The organism is Pseudomonas palleroniana, from assembly GCF_003031675.1.
In the GTDB taxonomy this organism is placed as follows: Bacteria; Pseudomonadota; Gammaproteobacteria; order Pseudomonadales; family Pseudomonadaceae; genus Aquipseudomonas; species Aquipseudomonas palleroniana.
Window position 1 is genome coordinate 1 of the sequence record NZ_PYWX01000034.1, and the last position, 25,570, is coordinate 25,570.

Annotated in this window: 24 protein-coding genes; 14 read left to right on the forward strand and 10 right to left on the reverse strand. The window is 61.2% G+C overall.

Annotated elements, in window-relative coordinates; all coding sequences use genetic code 11:
• Positions 1–408: 408 nt before the first annotated feature.
• Together C9383_RS12375 and aptA are read right to left on the reverse strand one after the other, a co-directional pair.
• A complete protein-coding gene (locus tag C9383_RS12375) occupies positions 409–1,902 on the reverse strand; it encodes a CoA-acylating methylmalonate-semialdehyde dehydrogenase (protein WP_090366986.1) in 1,494 nt (497 codons plus the stop codon).
• A gap of 39 nt (positions 1,903–1,941) precedes the next feature.
• The gene (gene aptA / locus C9383_RS12380) at positions 1,942–3,291 is read right to left on the reverse strand and encodes an omega-aminotransferase AptA (RefSeq protein ID WP_060755746.1); all 1,350 of its coding nucleotides are present in this window, start codon (positions 3,289–3,291) and stop codon (positions 1,942–1,944) included.
• A gap of 126 nt (positions 3,292–3,417) precedes the next feature.
• Here aptA and C9383_RS12385 point away from each other — a divergent pair, with 126 nt between their 5' ends.
• The 6 genes from C9383_RS12385 to C9383_RS12410 all read left to right on the forward strand — a co-directional run bounded on the left by C9383_RS12385 (position 3,418) and on the right by C9383_RS12410 (position 9,533).
• Positions 3,418–4,338: a LysR family transcriptional regulator gene (locus C9383_RS12385; protein ID WP_090366988.1), complete on the forward strand. Its 921-nt coding sequence runs from the start codon at positions 3,418–3,420 to the stop codon at positions 4,336–4,338.
• A gap of 88 nt (positions 4,339–4,426) precedes the next feature.
• Positions 4,427–5,812 carry a uracil-xanthine permease family protein gene (locus C9383_RS12390; protein WP_090366990.1) on the forward strand — a complete coding sequence of 462 codons (1,386 nt, stop codon included), beginning with the start codon at positions 4,427–4,429 and terminating at the stop codon, positions 5,810–5,812.
• Positions 5,813–5,908: 96 nt separating this feature from the next.
• The gene (locus C9383_RS12395) at positions 5,909–6,568 is read left to right on the forward strand and encodes a TetR/AcrR family transcriptional regulator (RefSeq protein ID WP_060755744.1); all 660 of its coding nucleotides are present in this window, start codon (positions 5,909–5,911) and stop codon (positions 6,566–6,568) included.
• Positions 6,569–6,580: 12 nt separating this feature from the next.
• Positions 6,581–7,162, forward strand: coding sequence for an IMPACT family protein (locus C9383_RS12400; protein WP_060755743.1), 582 nt, complete (start codon positions 6,581–6,583; stop codon positions 7,160–7,162).
• A 185-nt stretch (positions 7,163–7,347) separates the two neighbouring features.
• The gene (locus tag C9383_RS12405) at positions 7,348–8,034 is read left to right on the forward strand and encodes an SDR family oxidoreductase (protein ID WP_090366992.1); all 687 of its coding nucleotides are present in this window, start codon (positions 7,348–7,350) and stop codon (positions 8,032–8,034) included.
• Between the two features lie 143 nt (positions 8,035–8,177).
• Complete coding sequence (locus C9383_RS12410) at positions 8,178–9,533, forward strand: 8-oxoguanine deaminase (RefSeq protein WP_060755741.1); 1,356 nt, start codon at positions 8,178–8,180, stop codon at positions 9,531–9,533.
• On the opposite strand, the gene C9383_RS12415 is transcribed toward C9383_RS12410, so the two are convergent.
• Positions 9,534–10,625, reverse strand: a complete 1,092-nt coding sequence (locus tag C9383_RS12415; RefSeq protein WP_060755740.1) for a calcium:cation antiporter — start codon at positions 10,623–10,625, stop codon at positions 9,534–9,536.
• Between the two features lie 192 nt (positions 10,626–10,817).
• Here C9383_RS12415 and C9383_RS12420 point away from each other — a divergent pair, with 192 nt between their 5' ends.
• Positions 10,818–11,771, forward strand: a complete 954-nt coding sequence (locus C9383_RS12420; protein WP_043051475.1) for an adenosine deaminase — start codon at positions 10,818–10,820, stop codon at positions 11,769–11,771.
• Between the two features lie 64 nt (positions 11,772–11,835).
• Here the strand turns inward: C9383_RS12420 and C9383_RS12425 are convergent, their stop codons facing one another.
• The 3 genes from C9383_RS12425 to C9383_RS12435 all read right to left on the reverse strand — a co-directional run bounded on the left by C9383_RS12425 (position 11,836) and on the right by C9383_RS12435 (position 15,075).
• Positions 11,836–13,206, reverse strand: a complete 1,371-nt coding sequence (locus tag C9383_RS12425) for an MFS transporter (protein ID WP_090366994.1) — start codon at positions 13,204–13,206, stop codon at positions 11,836–11,838.
• 109 nt (positions 13,207–13,315) lie between these two features.
• Positions 13,316–14,011: an ArsR/SmtB family transcription factor gene (locus tag C9383_RS12430; protein ID WP_060755737.1), complete on the reverse strand. Its 696-nt coding sequence runs from the start codon at positions 14,009–14,011 to the stop codon at positions 13,316–13,318.
• A gap of 134 nt (positions 14,012–14,145) precedes the next feature.
• Positions 14,146–15,075 carry a LysR family transcriptional regulator gene (locus C9383_RS12435; RefSeq protein ID WP_090366996.1) on the reverse strand — a complete coding sequence of 310 codons (930 nt, stop codon included), beginning with the start codon at positions 15,073–15,075 and terminating at the stop codon, positions 14,146–14,148.
• A gap of 116 nt (positions 15,076–15,191) precedes the next feature.
• Between C9383_RS12435 and C9383_RS12440 the strand changes: the two genes are divergently transcribed.
• From C9383_RS12440 to C9383_RS28180, 3 genes are all read left to right on the forward strand, one after another.
• Positions 15,192–15,485: a putative quinol monooxygenase gene (locus C9383_RS12440; RefSeq protein ID WP_060755735.1), complete on the forward strand. Its 294-nt coding sequence runs from the start codon at positions 15,192–15,194 to the stop codon at positions 15,483–15,485.
• Between the two features lie 24 nt (positions 15,486–15,509).
• Entirely contained in the window at positions 15,510–16,523 is a 1,014-nt protein-coding gene (locus C9383_RS12445) for a zinc-binding alcohol dehydrogenase family protein (RefSeq protein ID WP_060755734.1), read from the forward strand.
• Positions 16,524–16,668: 145 nt separating this feature from the next.
• Entirely contained in the window at positions 16,669–16,842 is a 174-nt protein-coding gene (locus tag C9383_RS28180) for a hypothetical protein (protein ID WP_162843517.1), read from the forward strand.
• Positions 16,843–16,850: 8 nt separating this feature from the next.
• On the opposite strand, the gene C9383_RS12450 is transcribed toward C9383_RS28180, so the two are convergent.
• Both C9383_RS12450 and C9383_RS12455 read right to left on the reverse strand, forming a co-directional pair.
• Entirely contained in the window at positions 16,851–18,044 is a 1,194-nt protein-coding gene (locus tag C9383_RS12450) for a multidrug effflux MFS transporter (protein WP_090366998.1), read from the reverse strand.
• An 87-nt stretch (positions 18,045–18,131) separates the two neighbouring features.
• Positions 18,132–18,329, reverse strand: coding sequence for a heavy-metal-associated domain-containing protein (locus C9383_RS12455; RefSeq protein WP_090367000.1), 198 nt, complete (start codon positions 18,327–18,329; stop codon positions 18,132–18,134).
• A gap of 289 nt (positions 18,330–18,618) precedes the next feature.
• Here C9383_RS12455 and C9383_RS12460 point away from each other — a divergent pair, with 289 nt between their 5' ends.
• The 3 genes from C9383_RS12460 to cueR all read left to right on the forward strand — a co-directional run bounded on the left by C9383_RS12460 (position 18,619) and on the right by cueR (position 21,666).
• A complete protein-coding gene (locus C9383_RS12460; RefSeq protein WP_060755731.1) occupies positions 18,619–18,999 on the forward strand; it encodes a hypothetical protein in 381 nt (126 codons plus the stop codon).
• Positions 19,000–19,066: 67 nt separating this feature from the next.
• Positions 19,067–21,268 (forward strand): heavy metal translocating P-type ATPase, encoded by a 2,202-nt coding sequence (locus tag C9383_RS12465; protein WP_090367002.1) that lies wholly within the window; start codon positions 19,067–19,069, stop codon positions 21,266–21,268.
• Positions 21,265–21,666 (forward strand): Cu(I)-responsive transcriptional regulator, encoded by a 402-nt coding sequence (gene cueR, locus C9383_RS12470; RefSeq protein ID WP_060755729.1) that lies wholly within the window; start codon positions 21,265–21,267, stop codon positions 21,664–21,666. Before C9383_RS12465 ends, cueR begins: the two co-directional genes overlap by 4 nt.
• Positions 21,667–21,808: 142 nt before the next feature.
• Here cueR and C9383_RS12475 read toward each other — a convergent pair whose 3' ends face one another.
• Together C9383_RS12475 and C9383_RS12480 are read right to left on the reverse strand one after the other, a co-directional pair.
• Positions 21,809–22,708 carry a PA4780 family RIO1-like protein kinase gene (locus tag C9383_RS12475; RefSeq protein ID WP_090367004.1) on the reverse strand — a complete coding sequence of 300 codons (900 nt, stop codon included), beginning with the start codon at positions 22,706–22,708 and terminating at the stop codon, positions 21,809–21,811.
• Between the two features lie 124 nt (positions 22,709–22,832).
• Positions 22,833–24,110: an acetyl-CoA C-acetyltransferase gene (locus tag C9383_RS12480; protein WP_060755727.1), complete on the reverse strand. Its 1,278-nt coding sequence runs from the start codon at positions 24,108–24,110 to the stop codon at positions 22,833–22,835.
• Positions 24,111–24,224: 114 nt separating this feature from the next.
• On the opposite strand from C9383_RS12480, the gene C9383_RS12485 reads away from it, so the two are divergent.
• Positions 24,225–25,568: a 3-oxoacyl-ACP reductase gene (locus C9383_RS12485; RefSeq protein ID WP_090367007.1), complete on the forward strand. Its 1,344-nt coding sequence runs from the start codon at positions 24,225–24,227 to the stop codon at positions 25,566–25,568.
• Positions 25,569–25,570 lie beyond the last annotated feature (2 nt).

Sequence of the window (25,570 nt, forward strand, 5' to 3'; positions counted from 1 at the left end):
TTGCTGTCAAGTGATTATTTTCAGAAGCTTTCGAAGATTTCTTCAACAACTTCAACCACTTGCGCTTCCGATCTCTCGTTAGCGGGAGGCGAATTCTACAGCGTTACACGCTGCTGTCAACACCTCTTTTTCTCCGCTTTCGACCGAGAAGATCGAACCGTTGATAGAGCCAAACAACACCGCCCTACCAACTCCTTCTGGGCTTCGATGAACTGAAGCTATTCGCTGCCTGAATCTTCGTAACCTCTTGTTTACCAAGGAGTTTTCAGTTTCGACTGCGCCGGAAGTGGGGCGAATTATAGACAGATACAATTCGCCGTCAACCGCTTTTTTCACATTTCTGTCATATCAGTCAAAAAAGCCCCAAAAACACAAAGCCGGCCCCAAGGGGCCGGCTTTCAGTTCACCTTACAAACTAGGGAAGGCAAACTGCGAAGCTTCATGGCTGGCACGTTGCGGCCAACGCTGGGTAATCGCCTTGCGACGGGTATAGAAACGCACCCCGTCCGGCCCATAGGCATGCAAGTCGCCAAACAGCGAACGCTTCCAGCCCCCGAAGCTGTGATAGGCCACCGGCACCGGCAGTGGAACGTTTACGCCAACCATCCCCACTTCAATCTCATCACAGAACAAGCGTGCCGCTTCCCCATCACGGGTGAAGATGCAGGTGCCATTGCCGTATTCGTGATCGTTGATCAGTTGCATCGCGGCTTCCAGGCTGTTCACCCGGACCACACACAACACAGGCCCAAAGATCTCCTCTTTATAGATCCGCATCTCGGGGGTCACACGGTCAAACAGGCTGCCGCCCAGGAAGAAACCTTCTTCATGCCCGGACACACTCAGGCCACGACCGTCCACCACAAGCTCGGCACCCGATGCCACACCGTCTTCTATATAACCACTGACCTTATCCCGTGCCTGGCCTGTCACCAACGGCCCCATATCCAGGCCACAAGAAGTGCCCGCACCAATCTTCAGCGCCTTGACCTGCGGCACCAGCTTGGCAATCAACGCGTCCGCCACCTGGTCGCCCACGCATACGGCCACCGAGATAGCCATACAACGCTCGCCACAGGAACCATACGCCGCTCCCATCAAAGCACTGACGGCGTTGTCCAGATCGGCATCCGGCATCAGAACCGCATGGTTCTTCGCCCCACCCAGCGCTTGCACGCGCTTGCCACGCTTGGTGGCTTCGGCATAGATGTACTCGGCAATCGGAGTCGAACCGACAAAGCTCAGGGCTTTTACTTCGGGTGCTTCGATCAGCGCATCCACTGCCCCCTTGTCCCCGTGCACCACGTTCAGCACGCCTTTTGGCAGACCCGCTTCTTGCAGCAGTTGCGCGATCAGCAACGTTGAACTCGGATCACGCTCCGACGGTTTCAGGATAAAACAGTTACCGCAGACGATCGCCAGCGGATACATCCACAATGGCACCATCGCAGGGAAGTTGAACGGGGTGATACCCGCAACCACGCCGAGCGGCTGGAAGTCCGACCATGCATCAATGTTCGGCCCCACGTTGCGGCTGTATTCACCCTTGAGAATCTCCGGCGCCGAACAGGCGTACTCGACGTTCTCGATCCCGCGCTTCAGCTCACCTGCGGCGTCCTCCAGAGTCTTGCCGTGCTCTTCACTGATCAACTGCGAGATACGCGCCTCGTTCTGCTCCAGCAATTGCTTGAAACGAAACATCACCTGGGCACGCCTGGCTGGTGGGGTATTACGCCAGGCCGGAAACGCAGCCTTGGCCGAGTCGATCGCCTGTTGAATGGTTTCGCGACTGGCCAATGGCACCTGGTGGATCACCTGGCCGGTAGACGGGTTGTACACATCGGCGCTACGACGGCTGTCATTGACCAGTTCACCGTTGATCAAGTGTTGGATAAGGCTCATGCAAGGCTCCTGAAAAATTGTTCTATATAGAAGGAGAAATCAGTCGATCTTGTTCAGCACTTCGCCGACCGCGTCGAACAAGCGATCCAGATCCTGCGGCTTGCTGTTGAAGGTTGGCCCGAACTGCAGGGTGTCCCCGCCAAAGCGCACATAGAAACCAGCCTTCCACAAGGCCATACCGGCTTCGAATGGACGCACGATCGCATCACCGTCACGCGCGGCAATCTGGATAGCGCCGGCCAGGCCATAGTTGCGAATATCGATCACATTCTTGCTGCCCTTCAAACCATGCAGCGCATTCTCAAAGTGCGGGGCGACTTCAGCCACGCTCTGCACCAGGTTTTCCTTCTGCAACAAGTCCAGTGCCGCCAGGCCGGCTGCACAAGCCACCGGGTGCGCCGAGTAGGTGTAGCCGTGCGGGAACTCCACGGCGTACTCAGGCGTCGCCTGATTCATGAAGGTCTGATAGATCTCGCTGCTGGCAATCACTGCGCCCATCGGGATTGCGCCGTTGGTGACCTGTTTGGCGATGCACATCAGGTCCGGGGTCACTCCAAAGCTCTGCGCACCGAACATCGAGCCGGTACGGCCGAAACCGGTGATAACTTCATCGAACACCAACAGGATGTTGTGCTGATCACAGATTTCACGCAGACGCTTCAGATACCCCTGAGGCGGCACCAGTACGCCAGCTGAGCCAGCCATCGGCTCGACAAATACAGCGGCGATGTTCGAGGCGTCATGCAACTCGATCAATTTGAGCAACTCATCGGCCAGCGCAATCCCACCCTGCTCCGGCATGCCACGGGAAAAAGCATTGCTCGCCAGCAAGGTGTGCGGCAGATGGTCAACGTCCATCATTGCCTGCCCAAACATCTTACGGTTGCCGTTGACGCCACCCAGGCTGGTGCCGGCGATGTTCACACCGTGATAGCCACGGGCGCGGCCGATCATCTTGGTCTTGGTCGCCTGGCCCTTCAGGCGCCAGTAGGCGCGCACCATCTTCACCGCCGTATCGGCACACTCGGAGCCGGAGTCGGTGAAGAAAACGTGGTTCAGGTTGCCCGGGGTCAGATCGGTGATCTTTTCCGCCAACTGAAAGGACAGTGGATGACCATATTGGAAGCCTGGGGAGTAATCCAGGGTACTCAATTGCTTGGCGACCGCCTCCTGAATCTCCTTGCGGGTGTGCCCTGCGCCGCAGGTCCACAAGCCCGACAACGAGTCGTACACCTTGCGGCCCTTGTCATCGGTCAACCAACTGCCTTCGGCAGCCACGATCAGGCGCGGGTCACGCTGGAAGTTACGGTTGGCGGTGTAAGGCATCCAGTGGGCATCCAACTTCAGTTGGCTGGCCAGGGACGAAGGGGCGTTTTCGGGCATGTTCATCAGCAAAACCTCGCAGGGCAAAAGGCAGCGTCGGGATTGGAAAGCACAGGTTGCAGCTAAGTTGCCACGGCGATAAAGTCGGTGAAATCCAACTCTTCTAACCTTCAGTCAGGCTTTTACTAAACTATGAGCAGCCGTCGCCCCGATCCCCTGGCCCAAGTCAGCGACTTCGATATTCGCCTGCTGCGCATTTTTCGCAGCGTGGTGGAATGCGGTGGCTTCTCGGCAGCTGAAACCGTACTGGGTATCGGGCGCTCAGCCATCAGCCAACAAATGAGCGACCTGGAGCAACGCCTCGGCTTGAGGTTGTGCCAGCGCGGACGTGCCGGTTTTTCCCTGACGGAAGAAGGCCGCGAGGTTTATCAATCGGCCCTGCAACTTTTGAGTGCCCTGGAAAGTTTCCGCACCGAGGTCAACGGCCTGCACCAGCATTTGCGCGGCGAGCTGATCATCGGTCTCACCGACAACCTGGTCACCCTGCCGCACATGCGCATCACCCATGCCCTGGCGCAGTTGAAAGAACGCGGCCCGGACGTGCAGATCCAGATCCGCATGATCGCGCCCAATGAGGTCGAACAAGGCGTGCTCGACGGCCGCCTGCATGTCGGCGTAGTCCCCCAGGCCAGCGCTCTCTCGGGGCTTGAATACCAACCGCTGTACAGCGAACGGTCGCTGCTTTACTGCGCGGTCGGCCACCCGCTGTTTTATGCCGACGACACGCTGCTGGACAACGCCCGCATCGACAGCCAGGACGCCATCGCCCCCACCTTCCGCCTGCCCGCCGAGATCCAGGCCCATTATCAGGCCCTCAACTGCACCGCCAGCGCATCGGACCGCGAAGGCATGGCGTTCCTGATCCTCACCGGGCGTTACATCGGTTATCTGCCCGACCACTACGCCAGCCTCTGGGTACAACAAGGCCGACTACGTGCGCTGAAACCGGCTACACGCTTTTACGATTTAAGCCTGGCATCGGTCACGCGCAAGGGCCGGCGCCCTCATTTGGTGCTGGAAAGCTTCCTCGAAAGCCTGGCCGCAACGCGCTAACTCGGGCCTCGCACAAAAAGCTGAGCAACTGGACAGCTTTTTGCAAGAGAGCCAGGACCTTGAACCGTCCGCCTTGAGTTTGCCCGCCATGCCACCAGATTCCGCCAACACCAATGACCTGATCTACGGCCTCAACGACCGGCCAAAACCCGCTGCCGCCTGCCTGGCCGCCTTGCAACACGTGCTGGCCGCCTTCGTCGGCATCATCACCCCGCCGCTGATCATCGGCTCCACGTTGGGCCTGACCGCCCATTTGCCCTACCTGATCAGCATGGCGCTCATGGTCTCCGGTGTAGGGACCTTCATCCAGGCGCGTAGGCCGTTTGGGATAGGCGCCGGCATGATCTGCCTGCAAGGCACCAGCTTTGCGTTTCTCGGCGCGGTGCTGTCGGCGGGTTTCCTGGTCAAACAACGCGGCGGCAGCCCGGAGGACATCATGGCGATGATCTTCGGCGTGTGCTTTTTCGGCGCCGCGGTGCAGATTCTGTTGAGCCGTTTCATCGGCCAGTTGCGCCGGGTAATCACGCCGTTGGTGACCGGGATTGTCATCACGCTGATCGGCATCAGCCTGATCAAAGTGGGCATCACCGACCTGGGCGGAGGTTTCAACGCGCCGGACTTCGGCGCTCCCGGCAATCTGGCCTTGGGCCTGTTCGTGGTACTGACGATCATCCTGCTCAATCGCTCGAACACGCCGTGGGTGCGTCTCTCGGCGATCATCATCGGCCTGGCCCTCGGCAGCCTTGCGGCGTGGCTGAGCGGCAAACTGGTCCCTCAAGCCCTGCCCGACTTGCCCGTGATCAGCTTGCCGATCCCGTTTCGCTTTGGTTTCAATTTCGACTGGAGCGCTTTCCTGCCGATCGCGCTGATTTACCTGATCAGCAGCATCGAAACCGTTGGCGACCTCACCGCCAATTGCATGATTGCCCGTCAACCTATCAGCGGCCCTTCTTACATAAGCCGACTCAAGGGCGGCGTCCTGGGCGATGGTGTCAGTTGCATGATCGCCGCCACGTTCAGCGCCTTTCCCAACACCACCTTTGCGCAGAACAACGGCGTCATCCAGCTCACCGGCGTGGCAAGCCGTTACGTCGGTTTATACATAGGCTTGTTACTGTTCTGCCTGGGTTTGTTCCCGCTGGTGGGTGCCATCCTGCAGCAAATCCCCAAGCCGGTGCTGGGCGGTGCAACCCTGGTGATGTTCGGCAGCGTGGCCGCCGCCGGTGTGCGCATCCTCGCCCAGGCGCCGCTGGACCGGCGCAGCATGCTGATCATCGCCACCTCGTTTGGCGTGGGCCTGGGTATCGCCGCCCAACCCAACCTGCTGCATTTGATGCCACCCCTGGTGCAGAACCTGTTCGACTCGGCCATCACCAGCGGCGGCCTGACCGCCATCCTGTTGTGCCTGTTATTGCCCGAAGCCAAAGCCACGCACATTGCCGCAAATCACACGGCGCAAAGCGACACGCTGTAACAGCTTTAAGGGTTTTATTGCATCGGGACTTGTCTGAGGCTTGAGGGTGGGTTATCTGTGCACACGTCGCCTCTATCGATCAGCACGGAAACCTCCATGAGCCTCGAAGTTCCTGCCCACAGCCACCACGCCGGCAAGCCCGCCAGCCGCATTCGACAAAAGAACGAACAAGCGATTCTTCAAGCAGCTGAAGATGAGTTCGCGCGCCACGGCTACAAAGGCACCAGCATGAACACCATCGCCTCGAGTGCCGGACTGCCCAAGGCCAACTTGCATTACTACTTCACCAACAAACTGGGCCTGTATATCGCCGTGCTCAGCAACATCCTCGAACTGTGGGACAGCACCTTCAACGCGCTGACCGCCGAGGACGACCCAGCGGTGGCCCTTACCCGCTACATCCGCACCAAGATGGAGTTTTCCCGGCGACACCCACAAGCCTCGCGGATCTTCGCCATGGAGATCATCAGCGGCGGTGAATGCCTGACCGAATACTTCAGCCAAGACTACCGCGCCTGGTTCAGCGGCCGGGCGGCGGTGTTCCAGGCCTGGATCGAGGCAGGCAAGATGGACCCCATCGACCCCGTGCACCTGATCTTCCTGCTATGGGGCAGCACCCAGCACTATGCCGACTTCGCAACGCAAATCTGCCGCGTCACCGGCCGTACCAAGCTGACCAAACAGGATATGGAAGACGCCGGTACCAACCTGATCCATATCATTCTCAAAGGCTGTGGCATCAAGCCGGCCCTCTGAACGAAGCGACTTATGCCTTTCACGCTCACCGGCCTTTGCGAATTTCGTGAAGAAATCCGCAAAAGCCGCTTCATCACTCTCGCCGCGCCGATCACCAGCCCGCAGGACGCCCAGGCGTTCTTCGAGCAACACAGCGACCTCAACGCCACGCACAACTGTTGGGCCTGGAAGCTCGCCGATCAGTACCGTAGCAATGACGATGGCGAACCAGGCGGCACGGCCGGGCGGCCGATCCTGGCGGCTATCGAAGCCCAGGGGTTTGATCAGGTCGCCGTGCTGGTGATTCGCTGGTACGGCGGTATCCAGCTGGGTACGGGCGGCCTGGCCCGTGCCTATGGGGGTGGCGCGAACAAATGCCTGCAGAATGCCGAGCGCATCGAACTGATCAGCCGTGTACCGCTGAGCTGTGCCTGCGGGTTCTCCGAGTTGAACCTGGTGAAACTGCGCGTCGCCGAACTGGGCGGCCTGGTGGTGGACGAACACTTCACCGCCAATGGCGTCGAACTACAGCTCGCACTGGGCGAGGCGCACATCGATACCCTGCAAACCCAACTCGCCGACCTCAGCCGTGGGCGCATCCTGCTGCAACGTTGAAACTGCCCACATGTACTGTGCACCTGCCTGTGGATAACCTGAGCACATCGGCCTGTAACCCTTCTGTCACAAGGGGTTGCGAGCACTGTTCGTTTTTTGCTCAACAACACTTGACCCCATTTGCCCAAGCCTGGGGTAATGTGGTCAGCCGAATTCACTGAACCGCGACTCCAAAGGAAGCCTTCATGTCTACGCCAAAAACCGCATTGATCATCGGCGCCTCGCGCGGGCTGGGCCTTGGCCTGGTCAAGCAATTGCTTCAGGACGGCTGGGACGTGACCGCCACCGTGCGTGATCCGAACAAGGCCGATGCTCTGAAAGCATTGGGCCCGGTGCATATCGAGAAGCTGGATATGGATGATCAACAAGCCGTGATCGCCTTGAGCCAGCGCCTCAAGGACCGCACTTTCGACCTGCTGTTCGTCAATGCCGGCGTCAAGGGCCCGGCCAATCAGGAGCCGGGCCACGCCACACTGGCGGAAGTCGGCCAATTGTTCTTCACCAACGCGGTGGCGCCGATCAACCTGGCCCAACGCTTTGTCGGGCGGATCCGCCAGGACAGCGGCGTACTGGCGTTCATGAGTTCGGTGCTGGGCAGCGTGACCATTCCCGACGGCTCGGACCTGGCGCTGTACAAAGCCAGCAAAGCCGCGCTCAACTCCATGACCAACAGCTTCATCACTCAACTTGGCGATCACAAGCTCACCGTGCTGTCGCTGCACCCGGGCTGGGTGAAGACCGACATGGGCGGGGAAGACGCGCACATCGATGTCGACACCAGCGTGCGCGGCCTGGTGGACCAGGTGAACGCCTACACCGGCAAAGGCGGCCATCACTTCATCGACTACAAGGGCGATACCATCGCCTGGTAAACCGGTGGGGCGTTATCGACCGATTGCGGCCGATAACGCTCCACGCGTAGACTGCCCCCTCGCCTTCACCGGCGACCCTGGATCAGCAGACAGGGCAACACTGAGCTGGCAAACCTGAACCCATCATTCAGAGGAGCCGGCCAATGCCTGCGACCCGTATCTGGTTAAAAAACCCCCTCGCAATTTTCACTGCCAACGGCCTCGACGCCCGTGGCGGCCTGGTGCTGCAAGACGGCGTGATTGCCGAACTGCTGGCCCCAGGGCAAGAACCCGCGCAGCCCTGTGCACAGGTGTTCGATGCTCGCGAACATGTCGTTCTTCCCGGGTTGATCAACACCCATCACCACTTCTACCAGACCTTGACCCGCGCCTGGGCGCCCGTGGTCAACCAGCCGTTGTTCCCGTGGCTGAAAACCCTCTACCCGGTCTGGGCGCGACTGACCCCGGAAAAACTCGCGCTGGCGTCCAAGGTGGCGCTGGCCGAATTGCTGCTTTCGGGCTGCACCACGGCAGCGGATCACCACTACCTGTTCCCCGACGGCCTGGAAAACGCCATCGACGTGCAAGTGCAGAGCGTGCGTGAACTGGGGATGCGCGCCATGCTGACCCGCGGTTCCATGAGCCTGGGCGAAGCCGACGGTGGGCTGCCACCGCAGCAGACCGTCCAACAGGGCCAAGTGATTCTCGAAGACAGCCAACGCCTGATCCACACCTACCACGAGCGTGGCGAGGGCGCGCAGATCCAGATAGCCCTGGCGCCCTGCTCGCCGTTTTCCGTCACCCCGCAAATCATGCAAGCCAGCGCCGAACTGGCCGACACGCTCGACGTGCGCCTGCATACGCACCTGGCGGAAACCCTCGATGAAGAAGACTTCTGCCTGCAACGTTTCGGCCTGCGCACCGTGGACTATCTCGACAGTGTCGGTTGGCTCGGCCCGCGCACGTGGCTGGCCCACGGTATCCATTTCAACCCCGACGAGATCGCACGCCTGGGTGCCGCCGGCACCGGTATCTGCCATTGCCCCAGTTCGAATATGCGCCTGGCCTCGGGTATCTGCCCCACCCTGGACCTGCTGGCCGCAGGCGCGCCCATTGGCCTGGGCGTAGACGGTTCTGCGTCCAACGATGCGTCGAACATGATCCTTGAGGCCCGTCAGGCCCTGTATATCCAACGCCTGCGTTATGGGGCGGAAAAAATCACCCCTGAAGGCGTGCTGGGCTGGGCCACCAAAGGCTCGGCGCAATTGCTTGGGCGTACGGATATCGGTGAGTTGGCGGTCGGGAAGCAGGCCGACCTGGCGCTGTTCAAGCTCGATGAACTGCGTTTTTCCGGCAGCCACGACCCGATCTCGGCGCTGCTGTTGTGCGGTGCGGATCGTGCGGATCGGGTCATGGTTGGCGGCCAATGGCGAGTCATCGACGGCCAGGTCGAGGGCCTGGATCTGAAAGGCTTGATTGCCGATCACACCCAGGCGGCACGGCAGTTGATCGCAGGCTGATTACAAGCCCAACAGCGACAACATGATAAAGGTCGCGAACAACACGAAATGGGTCATCCCTTCGATGGCGTTGGTTTCGCCATCGTTGAGGTTGATCGCGCTGACGATCAGCGTGATAAACACCATCACCGTTTGCACCGGCGTCATCGCCATCTGAAACGGCTGGCCGGTGTAGAGTGCCATGGCCTCCATCACCGGCACGGTCAGGATCACCGTCGATAACGAAGCGCCCAACGCGATGTTCACCACCGACTGCATGCGGTTGGCCAAGGCGGCGCGCAACGCGGTGAGGATTTCCGGTGCGGCCGAAATAGCCGCAACCACGATCGCCGTAATCACCGGCGGCGCGCCCGTGCCTTCCAGGCCCAGGTCGAGGGTCTTGGACATCACCTCGGCCAATGCGCCAATCACAATCACCCCAAACACCAACGTAGCGATGGAAAACGCCAGGTTGATCGGCGGCTCCTGGTGTTCTTCCGGCTGTTTCTTACGACGCTTTTCCGGGTAGCTGTAGCTGAAGAAATAACTGTGCGGCCCCACCTGCATGCGCAGGAACAAGGTGTAGAGCAGCACCATCGCGCCGATGGTAAACGCCGAGTAGATTTTCCAGTCAGCTTCAGGGATAAATTCCGGCACCACCATCGACACCCCCATGGCGGTGAGGATCATCACACTGTAGGTGCGCGCCGAATCGTCATTGTAGGACTGCTCCCCGTGCTTGATGCCGCCCATCAGCGCGGCCAGGCCGAGGATGCCGTTGATGTCGAGCATCACCGCCGAATAGATGGTGTCGCGCACCAGGGTGGGCGACGGCTCGTTGCTCATCATGATCGCCAGGATCACCACTTCCACCAGCACGGCGGCCAGGGTCAGGATCATGGTGCCGTAGGGGTCGCCGACCTTTTCCGCCAATTGTTCGGCGTGATGGGCCACGCGCATCGAAGCCATCACGATAAAAACGATCAGGGCCAGGCCGGCGAGCAACGCGACCATTTGTCCGCTGTGGAGCATCCAGTGCTCCAGCGGGTAGGCGGCGATGGCGGCAACCAGCGCCAGGAGCATGAATTTTTCTTGCTTGAGGGATGTGAGCATTCCGGGCCTTATCAAACAGCTAATCAGTCATTGATGGGGTAAAGACTACGGCACATCGCTAACGTTTCGTTACACCTTAGTTCACGCTGCTCTGGCGTGAACCAAGCAAAACTCTCCTGCTGGTCAGGTTTTGCCAAATATTTCGTCCATGGCCTGTAGAATGCCGCCATTGCACCTGATGAGAAACTAGACATGTACGATTGGCTCAACGCCCTGCCCAAGGCTGAACTGCACCTGCACCTGGAAGGCTCGCTGGAGCCTGAGTTGCTGTTCGCCCTGGCCGAGCGCAACAAGATTGCGCTGCCGTGGAACGACGTCGAAACCCTGCGCAAGGCTTACGCCTTCAACAACCTGCAGGAATTTCTCGACCTGTATTACAAGGGCGCCGACGTGCTGCGCACCTCCCAGGATTTCTACGATCTGACCTGGGCCTACCTGCTGCGCTGCAAAGCACAGAACGTGATCCACACCGAACCCTTCTTCGACCCGCAAACCCATACCGACCGTGGTGTGCCGTTCGAAGTAGTGCTCAACGGCATCGCCGCCGCACTGAAAGATGGCGAGCAGCAACTGGGGATCACCAGCGGTTTGATCTTGAGCTTCCTGCGCCACCTGAGCGAAGCCGAGGCTGAGAAAACCCTCGACCAGGCCCTGCCGTTCCGTGATGCATTCGTGGCCGTGGGCCTGGACAGTTCGGAGATGGGTCACCCGCCGAGCAAATTCCAGCGCGTGTTCGACCGTGCCCGCCACGAAGGCTTCCTCACCGTGGCCCACGCAGGTGAAGAAGGCCCGCCCGAGTACATCTGGGAAGCCATCGACCTGCTGAAAATCCAGCGTATCGACCATGGCGTGCGGGCCATCGAAGACGAGCGCCTGATGCAGCGCATCATCGACGAGCAGATCCCATTGACCGTGTGCCCGCTGTCCAACACCAAACTGTGCGTGTTCGACGATATGGCCCAGCACAACATCCTCGACATGCTTGAGCGTGGCGTGAAGGTGACGGTGAACTCGGATGACCCGGCGTACTTCGGCGGTTATGTCACCGAGAACTTCCACGCGCTGTACACCTCGCTGGGCATGACCCAGGACCAGGCCAAGCGCCTGGCGCAGAACAGCCTGGATGCGCGCCTGGTAAAGCCATAACGCAATAAATGCAGCTCGACAGGTGAGAGGGGGCCTGCCCCCTCTCGCACTGTGCTCATCAACTTCAGGCTTGCGTCAGCTCTTCCAGAGTCTTGCCCTTCGTCTCCATACCGAATACCCACACCACCAGCGCCGCCACTGCAAAGCACAGCGCGCCCAAGGCAAACACCCCGCCCTGCCCGGTAACCGGGAACACCAACCCCGTCACCAACGGCCCCAGCAATGAGCCGACCCGACCAATCGCCGAGGCGAACCCCGAGCCGGTCGCCCGTGCCGAGGTGGGATACAACTCCGGCGTGTAGGTGTACAGCACCGCCCACATGCCAAACAGAAAGAACTGCATCAATAAACCCGAGGTGATCAGCAAACCGACATTGCCGCCGAATACCGCGCTCTGCCCATACACAAACGCCATCACCCCGCCGCCGAGCAAGGTCACCACGCACACCGGCTTACGCCCCCAGCGCTCCACCAACCAGGCGGCCATCAGGAACCCGGGGATGCCGCCCAGGGAAATGATCACGGTGTAATACACCGACTGGGTCACCGCAAAACCTGACTGCTGCAGCAATGCACTCAGCCACGAAGTCAGGCCGTAAAAACCGAGCAAGGCAAAGAACCAGACGCACCAGATCATCATCGTGCGCTGGCGATACTGCGCCGACCACAACTGCTGGAATGCCGAAAAAAACGTCCCTGGCGCGCTTTCCACCCGTGGCAGGCGGATCGGCTCCGGCAAATCGACGCGGCCCAATGAAGCACGCACTTTCTGTTCGATACCCTGCAAGACCTGGTCGGCAGCCGCATGCCGCCCGGCCTGCTCCAGCCAGCGCGGCGACTCCGGGATAAAAAACCGAATCGCCAGTACAAACACGGCCGGCACCGCAAGCACCAGGAAGATGTCACGCCAGCCAATCACCGGCAGCAGAAAGTAAGACAGCACACCCGCCGCCACAAACCCCAGCGGCCAGAAGCCATCCATCAACGCAATGTACCGACCACGCCCCTTGGCCGGAATCAGCTCCGAGAGCATCGACTGGGCAATCGGGAATTCCATGCCCATGCCGATCCCCAGCAAGATGCGAAACAACGTCAGCATCTCCAGCGTCTGCGCCGTGGAACACAGGTAGCTGGCAATGCCCCATAACACGATGCTCCACTGGAACACCGGCTTACGGCCAAAGCGATCAGCCAACATGCCCGACAACGAGGCGCCGACCACCATGCCGAAAAAGCTCGAACTGGCCAGTAACCCGGCCTGGGCCGTGCTCAGGCCAAACTCGGTTTTGATGGAACCTAACAGGAAGGTCATCATCGCCAAGTCCATGGAGTCGAAGAAAAACGCCAGGGCGATAATGATGAAGATGATTCGGTGGTAGCCGCTGATGGGCAACCGTTCCAGACGCTCCGCCGCGCTATAGCCCTGTAAACCCATGCCGCACCCCCAGTGTGAAAATCCCCTCGGTCAGTGTGCGGCATCATTGGCGCGGGTTATTGCTGGATGCGACCTGGTCGAAACCCTGAACGACGCCGGCCGACGGGCGTCAGGGTTGCTCAGGCGCCGCGATCAACTGGATGTGTGCAAGCCCGACGTCGTTCACCAACAAGGCCCGAAACTCGTTGATCACACTGATCCAGTTCGACTGCAGGAACAGTTGCAGCAGCCCCACGCCCAAGGCGCCACCCAAGTGGGGTTGTGGCTGGCTCCAGTCGAAACAGTCGCAGACCAGCGGCGACGCCAGCGCCTGAGTAAAAATACCCAGGTCTGCCAGGCATTGCGCACCCTTGACCGTGACCTCGATACGTTGTTCGTGACGCTCAATCCAACCCGCCGCCAACATGCGCTGATACAACCCCGCCGCCAACTCCCCACCGAGATGCCCATGGCACAACCGGGCACGGCGCAACAGCGGCGGCGCCACCAACGCCGGTGGCGAAACAGACGGGCGGCTACGGGCGGCGCTGGCCATGGTGGTACTGGCCAGCGCGTCGATGGCGGCACTCACATCGGCGGCCGCCACACGAAACAGGCGCTTGCCGCGTCGGGCCTCGGTGAGCAGCAGGCCGCTTGCGGTCAGCCGAGCCAAATGGGCGTTGGCCGACGCGGCGGACAACCCGGTGAGCACCGCCAACTCCTCTGAAGATTTCACGGAACCGTCCATCAAGGCCCAGAGCATGGCCGTACGTTTAGGCTCGGCAAGCAAGCTGGCGATCTGACTGATGCAAGGTGCTTCTTCCACGTATTCACTCCCTGTTGAATCATTTATCTGCTGCGGTTGGCGCCAAAGTATAGGTGCGCACCCCGCACGCACCGCCGGGTCTGACGCTGCAGATAGGGACAGGGTCTGAGTGAAATTTCCTGCTGTGGTGGAAGCTATTGCCCAGTGTTCAAGCGCTCCGACCATTGCGCAGTCAATGTCGCACAACGGGATACCAGCATCTCCCGCAGCAAGTTGATCGGCTTGCTCAATTGCGCACGGTGGGCGCATAGCAGGTTGAGCGGTGTGCGCTCCCCGCACAGCTCAGGCAGGATCACCCGCAAACGCCCGGCCAGCACATCCGTGCTCACATCCAACCAGGACTTGTAGGCAATGCCGACACCCGCGACAGCCCAGCGACGAACGACGTCGGCATCGTCACTGAAACGGTCGCCGGCCACCGTCAGGCTCACCTCACGCCGGCCGTCGTGAAAACTCCAGCGATCGTGGACTCGGCTGCCGAGCATATAGAGCAGGCAATTATGCTGGGCCAGTTGCTCCAGGTGCCGGGGCTCGCCATGCCGGGCGAGGTAACTGGGGGCGGCACACAGCACGCGAACATTGTCCGGGGCGATGGGCAGTGCAATCAGGCTCGAGTCCTCGGGCTCGCCGTAGCGCAAGGCAATATCGACAGGCTGGCGGAACAGGTCGGCAATGCGATCGCCCAGCAACAGGCGCACCGCCAGTTGCGGGTATTCACGCTGGAACTCATCCAGCCATGGCAACAGCTGGTTACGCCCGAAGTCCGAGGGCGCCGACAATTGCAACACGCCGCTGACATGGTCCTGGCCACTGGCCAATAAGCGCCGTCCTTCGTCCAGCGAACTCAATGCGGCACGGGCGTATTCCAGGAAACCTTCACCTTCGGCGGTCAACCGCAGGCTGCGCGTCGAGCGCGCCAACAAGCGCGTGCCCAGTTGCTGTTCGATGCGCTTGAGCGCAGCGCTGGCCACCGCAGGCGACAGGTCCATGACCCTCGCCGCGGCAGACAGGCTGCCCAGGTCCGCCGCGCGCACAAACAGCTGCAAATCATCGAAGCGCAGCATGTGTTCTCGCTCATTATCAAAAATTTATTGAAACAGCCTGCTGTTTTAGCCGCTTTTTCCTTCACGGGAAATAGCCAATCATCTATCCACCGCTTATCACGTGCCAGGAGTTGAGTATGTCTGCTGCCTTTAATGTCATTGCCACGCTGGTTGCCAAACCCGGCCAACAGGCCACGCTGGAAACCCTGCTGCGCGGCCTGCTGGAACCGACCCGCCTCGAAGCCGGTTGCGAGCAGTACGACCTGCACCAGGACCTGCAACACCCCGAAACTTTCTACATGCTCGAACGCTGGAGCGACGATGCGGCGCTGGCCGACCACGACCAGAGTGCACATATCCAGAGTTTCCGCGCCAAAGCCGCGGATGTCCTCGAACACTTCGAACTCAAGCGCCTGAAATTTCTCGCCTGATTGCCGCCCTTTTCCGGAGCCCCCATGAAAGCCATTGCCTACTACGCCTCACTGCCGATCAACGATCCCCAATCCCTGCAAGACATCGAACTGCCGGAGCCCGTCGCCGGCCCACGCGACTTGCTGGTAGAAGTCAAAGCCATCTCGGTCAACCCGGTGGACACCAAGGTGCGCCACAACGTCGCCCCGGAAAATGGCGCCGCCAAGGTGCTGGGCTGGGACGTGGCCGGTGTGGTCAAGGCGGTCGGCAGCGACGTGACGCTGTTCAAGGCCGGCGACAAGGTGTTCTATGCCGGTTCGCTGGTGCGCCCGGGTGGCAACAGTGAGCTGCACACGGTGGATGAGCGCATCGTCGGGCATATGCCCAAGAGCCTGGGTTTCGCCGAAGCGGCCGCGCTGCCGCTGACCGCCATCACCGCCTGGGAGCTGCTGTTCGAGCGCCTGCAAATCCGTGAAGGTCAGGAAGACCAAGGCCAGAGCTTGCTGATCGTTGGCGCGGCCGGTGGCGTAGGTTCGATCCTGACCCAACTGGCCAGCCGGCTCACTGCGCTGAAAGTCATCGGCACGGCCTCGCGCCCGGAGACTCAGGAATGGGCCAAGGCGCTGGGCGCCGATCTGGTGGTCGACCACAGCCAACCACTGAGCGAAGCCTTGAAAGCCGCCGGCCACCCGCAGGTGACCCACGTGGCCAGCCTGACCCAGACCGACCATCACCTGGACCAACTGGTCGAGGCCCTGCTACCTCAAGGCAAGCTGGCGCTGATCGACGACCCCAAGGCGCTGGACGTGAGCAAGCTCAAGCGCAAGAGCCTGTCGCTGCATTGGGAGTTCATGTACACCCGCTCGATGTTCGAGACCCCTGACATGATCGAACAGCACAACCTGCTCAATCGCGTCGCTCAACTGATCGATGCCGGCACCTTGAAAACCACGGTCGGCGAGCACTTCGGCGTGATCAACGCAGCGAACCTGCGACGCGCCCACGCCCTGCTCGAAAGCGGCAAGGCCAAGGGCAAGATCGTGCTCGAAGGGTTCTGAATAACAGCGGTCGGAGGCGTCCATTATTCATGTGGGTAATGGACGACACCATTAGTCCGAGAGTTGATCTTTGTCATATTTACGCGCGCATTCGGGTTTATATTGGCCGCCTTTGCCACGATTCTTTTACGTGAGGAAGTCAGCAATGAAGATCCTGATAAAAGCGTTAGCAAAATCCCAATGGGAAGTCCGCCTGGACCAAAAAGCCATTACCTTTCGCAGTGAGGCCGAAGCCCGAGCTTTTGCCGACACCCTGAAAGCCCGAATCCAGGCGCCCCACCACATTCCCCTCAGCCAGCAGCACTACGCCGCCGGCTGATCCGCACGTCAGACCTGCGCCTGCATGGCCCTGGCCCGTTGCAGGCGCTGGGTCGACACCGCCACCGTCACCGCCAAGACACCGCACAAGCTGATGACCATCGCCATCGGCATGGCCGTGCCGTCGTGCAACACGCCGACCAACGAAGCAGCCCCCGCCGCCACACCAAACTGAATGCAGCCGAGCAACGCCGACGCACTGCCGGCCCGCGCCCCCTGCCCGGCCATGGCACAGGCCGAGGTGTTGGGCAAAATGCAGCCCAGGCTTGCGATGCAAATGAACAGCGGCACCAGCAATGGCCACAACGCTTCGGTACGCAACGCGGCGATACCGAGCAAGGTCAACGCCGCCAGCACATAGACCCACACCGTACGCGACAACAGAAACGCCGGGCCGCGCTTGGACAGCAGCCGTGCATTGAGTTGCGCCACCAGAATGAAACCTGCGGCATTGGAACCGAACAGCCAGCCGTAATGCTCCGGGGCCACGCCATAGAGCTTGATGAACACGAACGGTGAACCGGCGATGTAGGCAAACATCCCGGCAATCGAGATCCCCCCGGTGAGGGCGTAGCCGAGGTAGACCCGATCCGACAGCAGCGCACCGTAGCGGCGCAGCGAGCCGGAGAGCGGCTGGCGCGGCTTGTCGGCCGGAAAGGTTTCCGGCAAGCCGACCGCGACAGCCAGGGCCGCCATCACGCTGAACATCGATAGCGCCAAAAAGATCGACTGCCAGCCCCACAGGCCGACCATCACCCCGCCCGCCAACGGCGCGAGGATGGGTGCCAGGCCGGTCACCAGCATCAGTTGCGAATACACCTTGGCCGAGCCCACGGCATCACATTTGTCGCTGACCACCGCACGGGAAATCACCATGCCCGCACATCCGCCGAGGGCTTGGACGAAACGCGCACCGATCAGCCACTCCAGCGACGGCGCATAGGCGCACGCGAATGAGGCCAGGGTGAACAAGGTCACACCGCTGAGCAGTGGGCCGCGTCGGCCAAACCGGTCCGCCAGCGGGCCGTAGATCAACTGGCCGATGGCCAAGCCGCCGAAATACACCGCCAGGGTCAACTGGATATGCTTCTCGTCGGTCGCGAAGGCCGTGGCCATGGCCGGAAAGCCGGGCAAGTAGAAATCGATCGCCAACGGCGCAAAGGCGCTCAAGGCGCCCAGAATCAGGATTATGCGGAGGTTCATCAGACACCCAAGTGAGTCGGCAGCTCGACAGTCTAGCCGCGCTTGGGTGTCATGAACATTAAGTTAGCTCGCTAACTATCAGAAAATTCAAGCGAGCCTGGCGCTGTAGCCTTCCTCACTGATCAGGCTGATCACCTGCTCGGCAGACAGACGGCTTTCAACCCCGACTTCCTTGGCCGCCAGGTCGACCGTCACACTCGCCGCCGGGTCCTGGCTTTGCACCGCCTGGGTCACGGCCCGGACGCAATGGCCGCAGGTCATTCCTTCAACACTGAATACTTGCATGATATTTCTCCTTGAACGAGGTAGGCAGTAGTGAGCGGGCTTGCCCCGCGCTGGGGGGCGAAGCCGCCCCAACAAGGGCCCCGCGGTGTTTCAGGACGACCGAGGTGCCTGGGTTTAGGGCGGCTACGCCACCCGCCGCGGGGCAAGCCCGCTCACTACAAGGTTGGAGGCAGTCTTGGGCTTGCCACGATGGTAAGGTCAAGTTCTGAAAATTTCTGCCGGGCTGGTATTCGGCGGCTTCAAAGGCCAAGCTTCACCTATCGTTGATTCAAACCACGGAGCATTCGCCATGCGCTGGTTGTTTTTTGCCCTTGCCGGCCTGATGGGCTTATCTGTCGCTGCGCCACAAGCCTTGGCCGCTGAAGACTATGCGGTGTTGATTATTTCCCGGGAGCGCCTGGAAGTACCGACCAATTGTGAAATCGGCCTGTACCTGAACGACCAGCTGGCAGGCCGACTGTTCCAGGAGCAGGCCAATTCCTTCAACCTGCCGGCGGGCAACCTGTCATTACGCCTGAAACTGCTGCCGGGCCAGGCTCCGGGTTGCCTGCCGGGCCTGCTGGCGCCGCCGGCGCAGAACATCACGCTGAAGGCCGGGGATGTACGCAAGTTGCGTATCGCTCAGGGCCCGGACGGCATGTACCTGAAACCCGCCGCACTGGAATACTGATCGGCCCTTGACCTTCCCCACAGGTCAAGGTTGATCCTAGGGGCAACTTCTTCTGGAGGACTGCCCCATGAATGGATCCACCGCCTTTGACCTGCCCATCAGCGGCATGACCTGTGCCAGCTGTGCCGGCCGCGTCGAACGCGCCCTGAGCAAGGTGCCGGGGGTGAAAAGCGTCAGCGTCAACCTGGCCAATGAACGTGCGCATGTCGAAGTCCTGGGGCAGCTGGACCCCGGCGTGTTGATCGCTGCCGTCGACAAAGCCGGCTACAGCGCCAGCCTGCCCCAGAGTGAAACCGCTACGGACGCCAACCAGGCCCAGCGCCTGCATCGCGAGCGCTGGTCGTTGCTGCTGGCAATTCTATTGGCGCTGCCGTTGGTGTTGCCCATGCTGGTGGAGCCCTTCGGCCTGCACTGGATGTTGCCCGCCTGGATGCAGTTCGCCCTGGCCACGCCAGTGCAGTTCATCTTTGGTGCACGCTTTTATATCGCCGCCTGGAAAGCCGTGCGTGCCGGCGCCGGGAATATGGACCTGCTGGTGGCCATCGGCACCAGCGCCGGTTACGGCTTGAGTATCTATGAATGGCTCACCACCACGGCAGGCGGCATGCCGCACCTGTACTTCGAAGCCTCGGCAGTAGTGATCGCCCTTGTACTGCTCGGCAAATACCTCGAAAGCCGCGCCAAACGCCAGACCGCCAGCGCCATCCGCGCCCTCGAAGCCTTGCGTCCGGAACGTGCGGTGCGGGTGCTCGATGGCCGTGAAGAAGAGGTGGCGATCAACGCGTTGAAGCTCGACGACCTGGTGCTGGTCAAGCCCGGCGAACGTTTCCCGGTGGACGGCGAAGTGGTGGACGGCCAGAGCCATGCCGACGAAGCGCTGATCAGCGGCGAAAGCCTGCCGGTGCCGAAGCAGCCCGGCGACAAAGTCACCGGCGGCGCCATCAACGGTGAAGGCCGCTTGCTGGTGCGTACCCAGGCCCTGGGCGCGGAAAGTGTACTGGCGCGAATCATCCGCCTAGTGGAAGAGGCCCAAGCGGCCAAGGCGCCGATCCAGAAACTGGTGGATAAAGTCAGCCAGGTATTCGTGCCCGCCGTGTTGGTGCTGGCGTTGATCACGCTCGTGGGCTGGTGGTGGTACGGCGCATCCCTGGAGACGGCAATCATCAATGCCGTCGCCGTCCTGGTGATCGCCTGCCCCTGCGCCCTGGGCCTGGCGACACCGACGGCGATCATGGCCGGTACCGGCGTGGCCGCGCGTCATGGCATCTTGATCAAGGACGCCGAAGCCCTGGAACGTGCGCATGAAGTCAGCGCCGTGGTGTTCGACAAGACCGGCACCCTCACTTCCGGTGCGCCGAAAATTGCCCATATGGCGGCGGTGGATGGCAATCAAGCCTTGTTGCTGCAACAGGCCGGCGCCTTGCAACGCGGCAGCGAACACCCCCTGGCCAAGGCCGTGCTGGACGCCTGCCACGAGCAGGGGCTGAACGTGGCGGATGTGAGTGCCAGCCAAGCCCTGAGCGGTCGCGGTATCGCCGGCACGCTCGACAGCCGGCAACTGGCCCTGGGCAATCGCCGTCTGCTGGAAGAGGCCGGTTTGAACGCGGGTGACTTGACCGCATCCGCCAAGGCCTGGGAAGCCGAAGGCCGCACCTTATCCTGGCTGATCGAGCAAGGCACCCAACCCCGTGTGCTCGGGCTGTTCGCGTTCGGCGACACACTCAAGCCCGGCGCGCTGGAAGCGGTGGAGCAGCTCAAGGCGCAACACATCAGCAGCCACTTGCTGACCGGCGATAATCGCGGCAGCGCCCGGGTGGTTGCGCAAGCGCTGGGCATCGAAGATGTGCACGCCGAAGTGCTGCCGGCGGACAAAGCCGCCACGGTCGCCGAGCTGAAAAAAACTGCGGTGGTGGCCATGGTCGGCGACGGTATCAACGATGCTCCAGCCCTGGCCGCAGCCGATATCGGCATCGCCATGGGCGGCGGCACCGACGTGGCCATGCACGCCGCCGGTATCACCCTGATGCGTGGCGACCCGCGCCTGGTGCCCGCGGCACTTGAAATCAGCCGCAAGACCTACGCAAAAATCCGCCAGAACCTGTTCTGGGCCTTTGTGTATAACCTGATTGGCATTCCCCTCGCGGCTTTCGGCCTGCTTAACCCGGTACTGGCGGGCGCGGCGATGGCCTTGTCCAGCGTCAGCGTGGTGAGCAATGCGTTACTGTTGAAGACGTGGAAACCCAAGGACCTGGAGGATCAACGCCCATGAACATCGGCCAAGCCGCTCGCCAAAGCGGGCTGAGCGCAAAGATGATTCGCTACTACGAATCCATCGGCCTGCTCAAAGCCGCGCACCGCACCGACAGCGGCTACCGTGTGTATGGCCCCGACGACCTGCACACGCTGGCGTTTATCAAGCGCTCGCGGGATCTGGGGTTTTCATTGGAAGAGGTCGGCAAGCTGCTGACCCTATGGCAGGACCGGCAACGGGCCAGCGCTGATGTGAAAGCCTTGGCGCGCCAGCATATCGATGAGCTGAACCAGAAGATTCTGGAGCTGGGACAACTGCGCGATACGCTGCAGGACCTGGTGGAACATTGCCAGGGCGATCATCGGCCGGATTGCCCGATCCTCAAGGAATTGGCCTCAGGCAGTTGCTGTACCTGATGCTTGACTGACTCCACACATCAAAATGTGGGAGGGGGCTTACTCCCGATAGCGGCGGATCAGTCAACTTATCTGTAGCTGACCCACTGCAATCGGGAGCAAACCCCCTCCCACATTTTTCAGATCTTCATTCCTTGCAAGATCACTGCATCCAGGGCGGTGGCGGGGGTTCGTCAGACGCTTTGCCGGGTGGCGCATCATCCGCCGCGCGAATCGCCTGGCGACGTTCTTCATCCCGCCGTGCCGCTTCAATTTCGCGCATCACGCCGCCCACGTCAGCCAGCTCTTCCGGTTCGTCGAATTCGCCGGTCAAGACGCTGGCCGGGTGCAGCGTACCGGCTTCGTACAACGCCCACATTTCCTTGGCGTACTTGGTCTTTTTCAACTCCGGGGCAAAGCGCCCGAAGTAAGACGCCATGTTGCCCACGTCCCGTTCCAGCATGCTGAACGCGTGGTTGTTGCCAGCCGCATCCACCGCCTGGGGCAGGTCGATGATCACCGGGCCGGTCGGGGTGAGCAGCACGTTGAACTCGGACAAGTCACCGTGCACCAGGCCGGTACACAGCATCAGCACGATCTGGGAGATCAGGAAGGCGTGGTACTCGCGCGCCTGGTCCGGCTCCAGCACCACGTCATTCAGACGTGGCGCCGCATCGCCGTACTCGTCGGCCACCAGTTCCATCAACAGCACGCCTTCGAGGAAGTCGTAGGGTTTAGGCACGCGCACACCAGCACCGGCCAGGCGGAACAGCGCCGCCACTTCGGCGTTCTGCCAGGCATCTTCGGTTTCTTTGCGGCCGAATTTAGAACCCTTGGCCATGGCCCGGGCTTGCCGGCTGTTGCGGACCTTGCGGCCCTCCTGGTATTCGGACGCCTGACGAAAACTTCGTTTATTCGCCTCCTTGTAAACCTTGGCGCAACGTAATTCGTTACCGCAGCGCACCACATAAACAGCTGCTTCTTTACCACTCATGAGTGGGCGCAGCACTTCGTCGACCAGACCGTCTTCGATCAGGGGTTCAATGCGTTTAGGAGTCTTCATCAGCTTTTATTGTGGGTCCTGTATTACCAAACACGCGTGTGGCACTCGTTATACGGCAATCGGCTCGCCGGTGGGAGAGGCTACCGACCGTTGATCACTTAAGAATGCATCCAATATGCCAGTTTCAACGCTCAATGATCGCGGTAACCCCCTGGCCACCGGCTGCACAGATGGAAATCAGGCCGCGCCCCTTGCCCGCCGCATCCAACAGTTTGGCCAGGTTGGCGACAATACGCCCGCCTGTGGCGGCGAACGGGTGCCCGGCGGCCAGCGAACTGCCCTTGACGTTGAGCCGGCTGCGGTCGATGGCACCCAACGGCGCATCCAGCCCCAGGCGTGTTTTGCAGTAATCCGCATCTTCCCAGGCTTTGAGCGTGCACAACACCTGGGCAGCAAAGGCTTCGTGGATTTCGTAGTAATCGAAGTCCTGCAGCGTCAGGCCATTCCTTGCCAGCAAACGCGGCACCGCATACACGGGCGCCATCAACAAGCCTTCGGCGCCGTTGACGAAATCCACCGCCGCCGCCTCGCCATCGCGCAAGTACGCCAAAATCGGCAAGCCACGCTCCTTGGCCCAGGCTTCACTGCCCAGCAATACCAATGACGCACCGTCGGTGAGCGGCGTGGAGTTACCGGCGGTCAGCGTGCCCTTGTCGCTGCGCTCGAATACCGGCTTGAGGCTGGCGAGTTTTTCCAGGGTCAGGTCGGCGCGCAGGTTGTTGTCGCGGGTCAGGCCCAAAAACGGTGTCAGCAGATCGTTGTGCCAGCCTTCAGCGTAGGACGCGGCCATTTTCTGGTGGCTTTCAAGTGCCAGCTGGTCTTGCTCGGCACGCGGAATCTGCCAGGTTTGCGCCATCAGCTCACAGTGCTGGCCCATGGACAAACCCGTGCGCGGTTCACCGTTGCGCGGCAGCTCGGGCTTGAGGTGATGAGGGCGAAGTTGTAACAGCAGTTTTAATTTATCGGCCATGGATTTGCTGCGGTTGGCCTGCAGCAGAATCTTGCGCAGCCCTTCATTCACGCCGATCGGCGCGTCGGAAGTGGTATCCACCCCACCGGCAATCCCGCATTCGATCTGGCCCAGGGCGATCTTGTTGGCCACCAGCAATGCCGCCTCAAGCCCCGTGCCGCAAGCCTGTTGAATATCGTACGCCGGGGTTTGCGGCGACAGGCGTGAGCCCAGCACACATTCGCGGGTGAGGTTGAAGTCGCGGGAATGTTTGAGCACCGCTCCGGCCGCCACCTCACCGATCCGCAGGCCGTGCAGGTTGTAGCGTTCGATCAGGCCCTCCAGGGCAGCGGTCAGCATGGCCTGGTTGCTCGCCGTGGCATAGGGGCCGTTGGAGCGGGCGAAGGGAATGCGGTTACCGCCAATGATCGCTACACGGCGCAATTGAGTCATGGAAAGCTCCCTGATGGTGGTGGGTGGAATCATCAAGCCTAGCCTAGGCTCAATCGAACGACCGATACCCATTGATGGTCCACCGTTTGAACCCCAGCACTCGGAGAGCGTTCCATGTCTGACCGTTATATCGACTTCGCCAACTCAAGCCTCGGCCATCGCCTGGTCGCCGCCATTGGCCTGCCGTCACCGGTACGCCTGGAACGCTGGCAGGCCGGACGCCTGCGCCCGGTCGAAGGCGCCTTGCTGCTCGGCGGCGGTGCGCTGGCGAATCAGGTGCACGCCTTCGCCCATAAACTCACCGACGCCATCTACAGCTACGGCACCACGACGTCGACGTGGATTCCGGGCCACGGCCCCAAGCTCAAGGCGGTGGTGTTCGATGCCAGTGACCTGCAACACACCGACCAGCTCAAGCAGTTGCGTGAGTTCTTCCAGCCCCTGTTGAAAAACCTGGATAACAGCGCGCACCTGGTGATTCTCGGCCGTGCGCCGGAGAGCCTCAGCGACCCGTTCGCCGCCAGCGCACAACGGGCCCTGGAGGGTTTCAGCCGCTCGTTGGCCAAGGAACTGCGCAACGGCGGTGTGGCGCAGTTGCTGTATGTCGGCGACGGTGCCGAGGAGCAGTTGGAAGGCGCATTGCGGTTTTTCCTCTCGCCTAAAAGCGCCTATATCTCCGGCCAGGTCATTCGCCTGCAAGCCTGCGCCACTGCGGTCGAGGATTGGACTCGCCCTCTCGCCGGGCGCAAGGCCCTGGTGACCGGTGCCGCCCGAGGTATTGGCGCGTCCATTGCTGAAACCCTCGCCCGCGACGGTGCAGAGGTGATTCTGCTCGACGTGCCCCAGGCCAAGGCTGATCTCGAAGCCCTCGCCGCCCGTCTCGGGGCACGTACCCTCGTGCTGGATATCTGCGCAGAAGACGCCGCCACGCGGCTGATCGAACAGTTGCCGGATGGCCTCGATATCCTGGTGCACAATGCCGGTATCACCCGCGACAAGACCCTGGCGAACATGACCCCGGAATATTGGGACGCGGTACTGGCGGTCAATCTCACTGCCCCCCAGGTGCTGACCAAGGCGTTGCTCGACAGCGGCACCCTGCACGACAACGCCCGCGTGGTGCTGCTGGCCTCCATCAGTGGCATTGCCGGCAACCGTGGGCAAACCAACTATGCCGCGAGCAAGGCCGGCTTGATCGGGTTGGCGCAGGCGTGGGCGCCGTTGCTGAAGGAACGCGGGATCAGCATCAACGCAGTGGCGCCCGGGTTTATCGAAACCCAGATGACCGCGCATATTCCCTTCGCCCTGCGTGAAGCCGGGCGGCGCATGAGTTCGTTGGGCCAGGGCGGCCTGCCCCAAGACGTGGCTGAGGCCGTGGCCTGGCTTGGCCAACCGGGCTCTGGTGCGGTCAGCGGCCAAGCCTTGCGCGTGTGTGGGCAAAGCCTGCTGGGAGCCTGAAC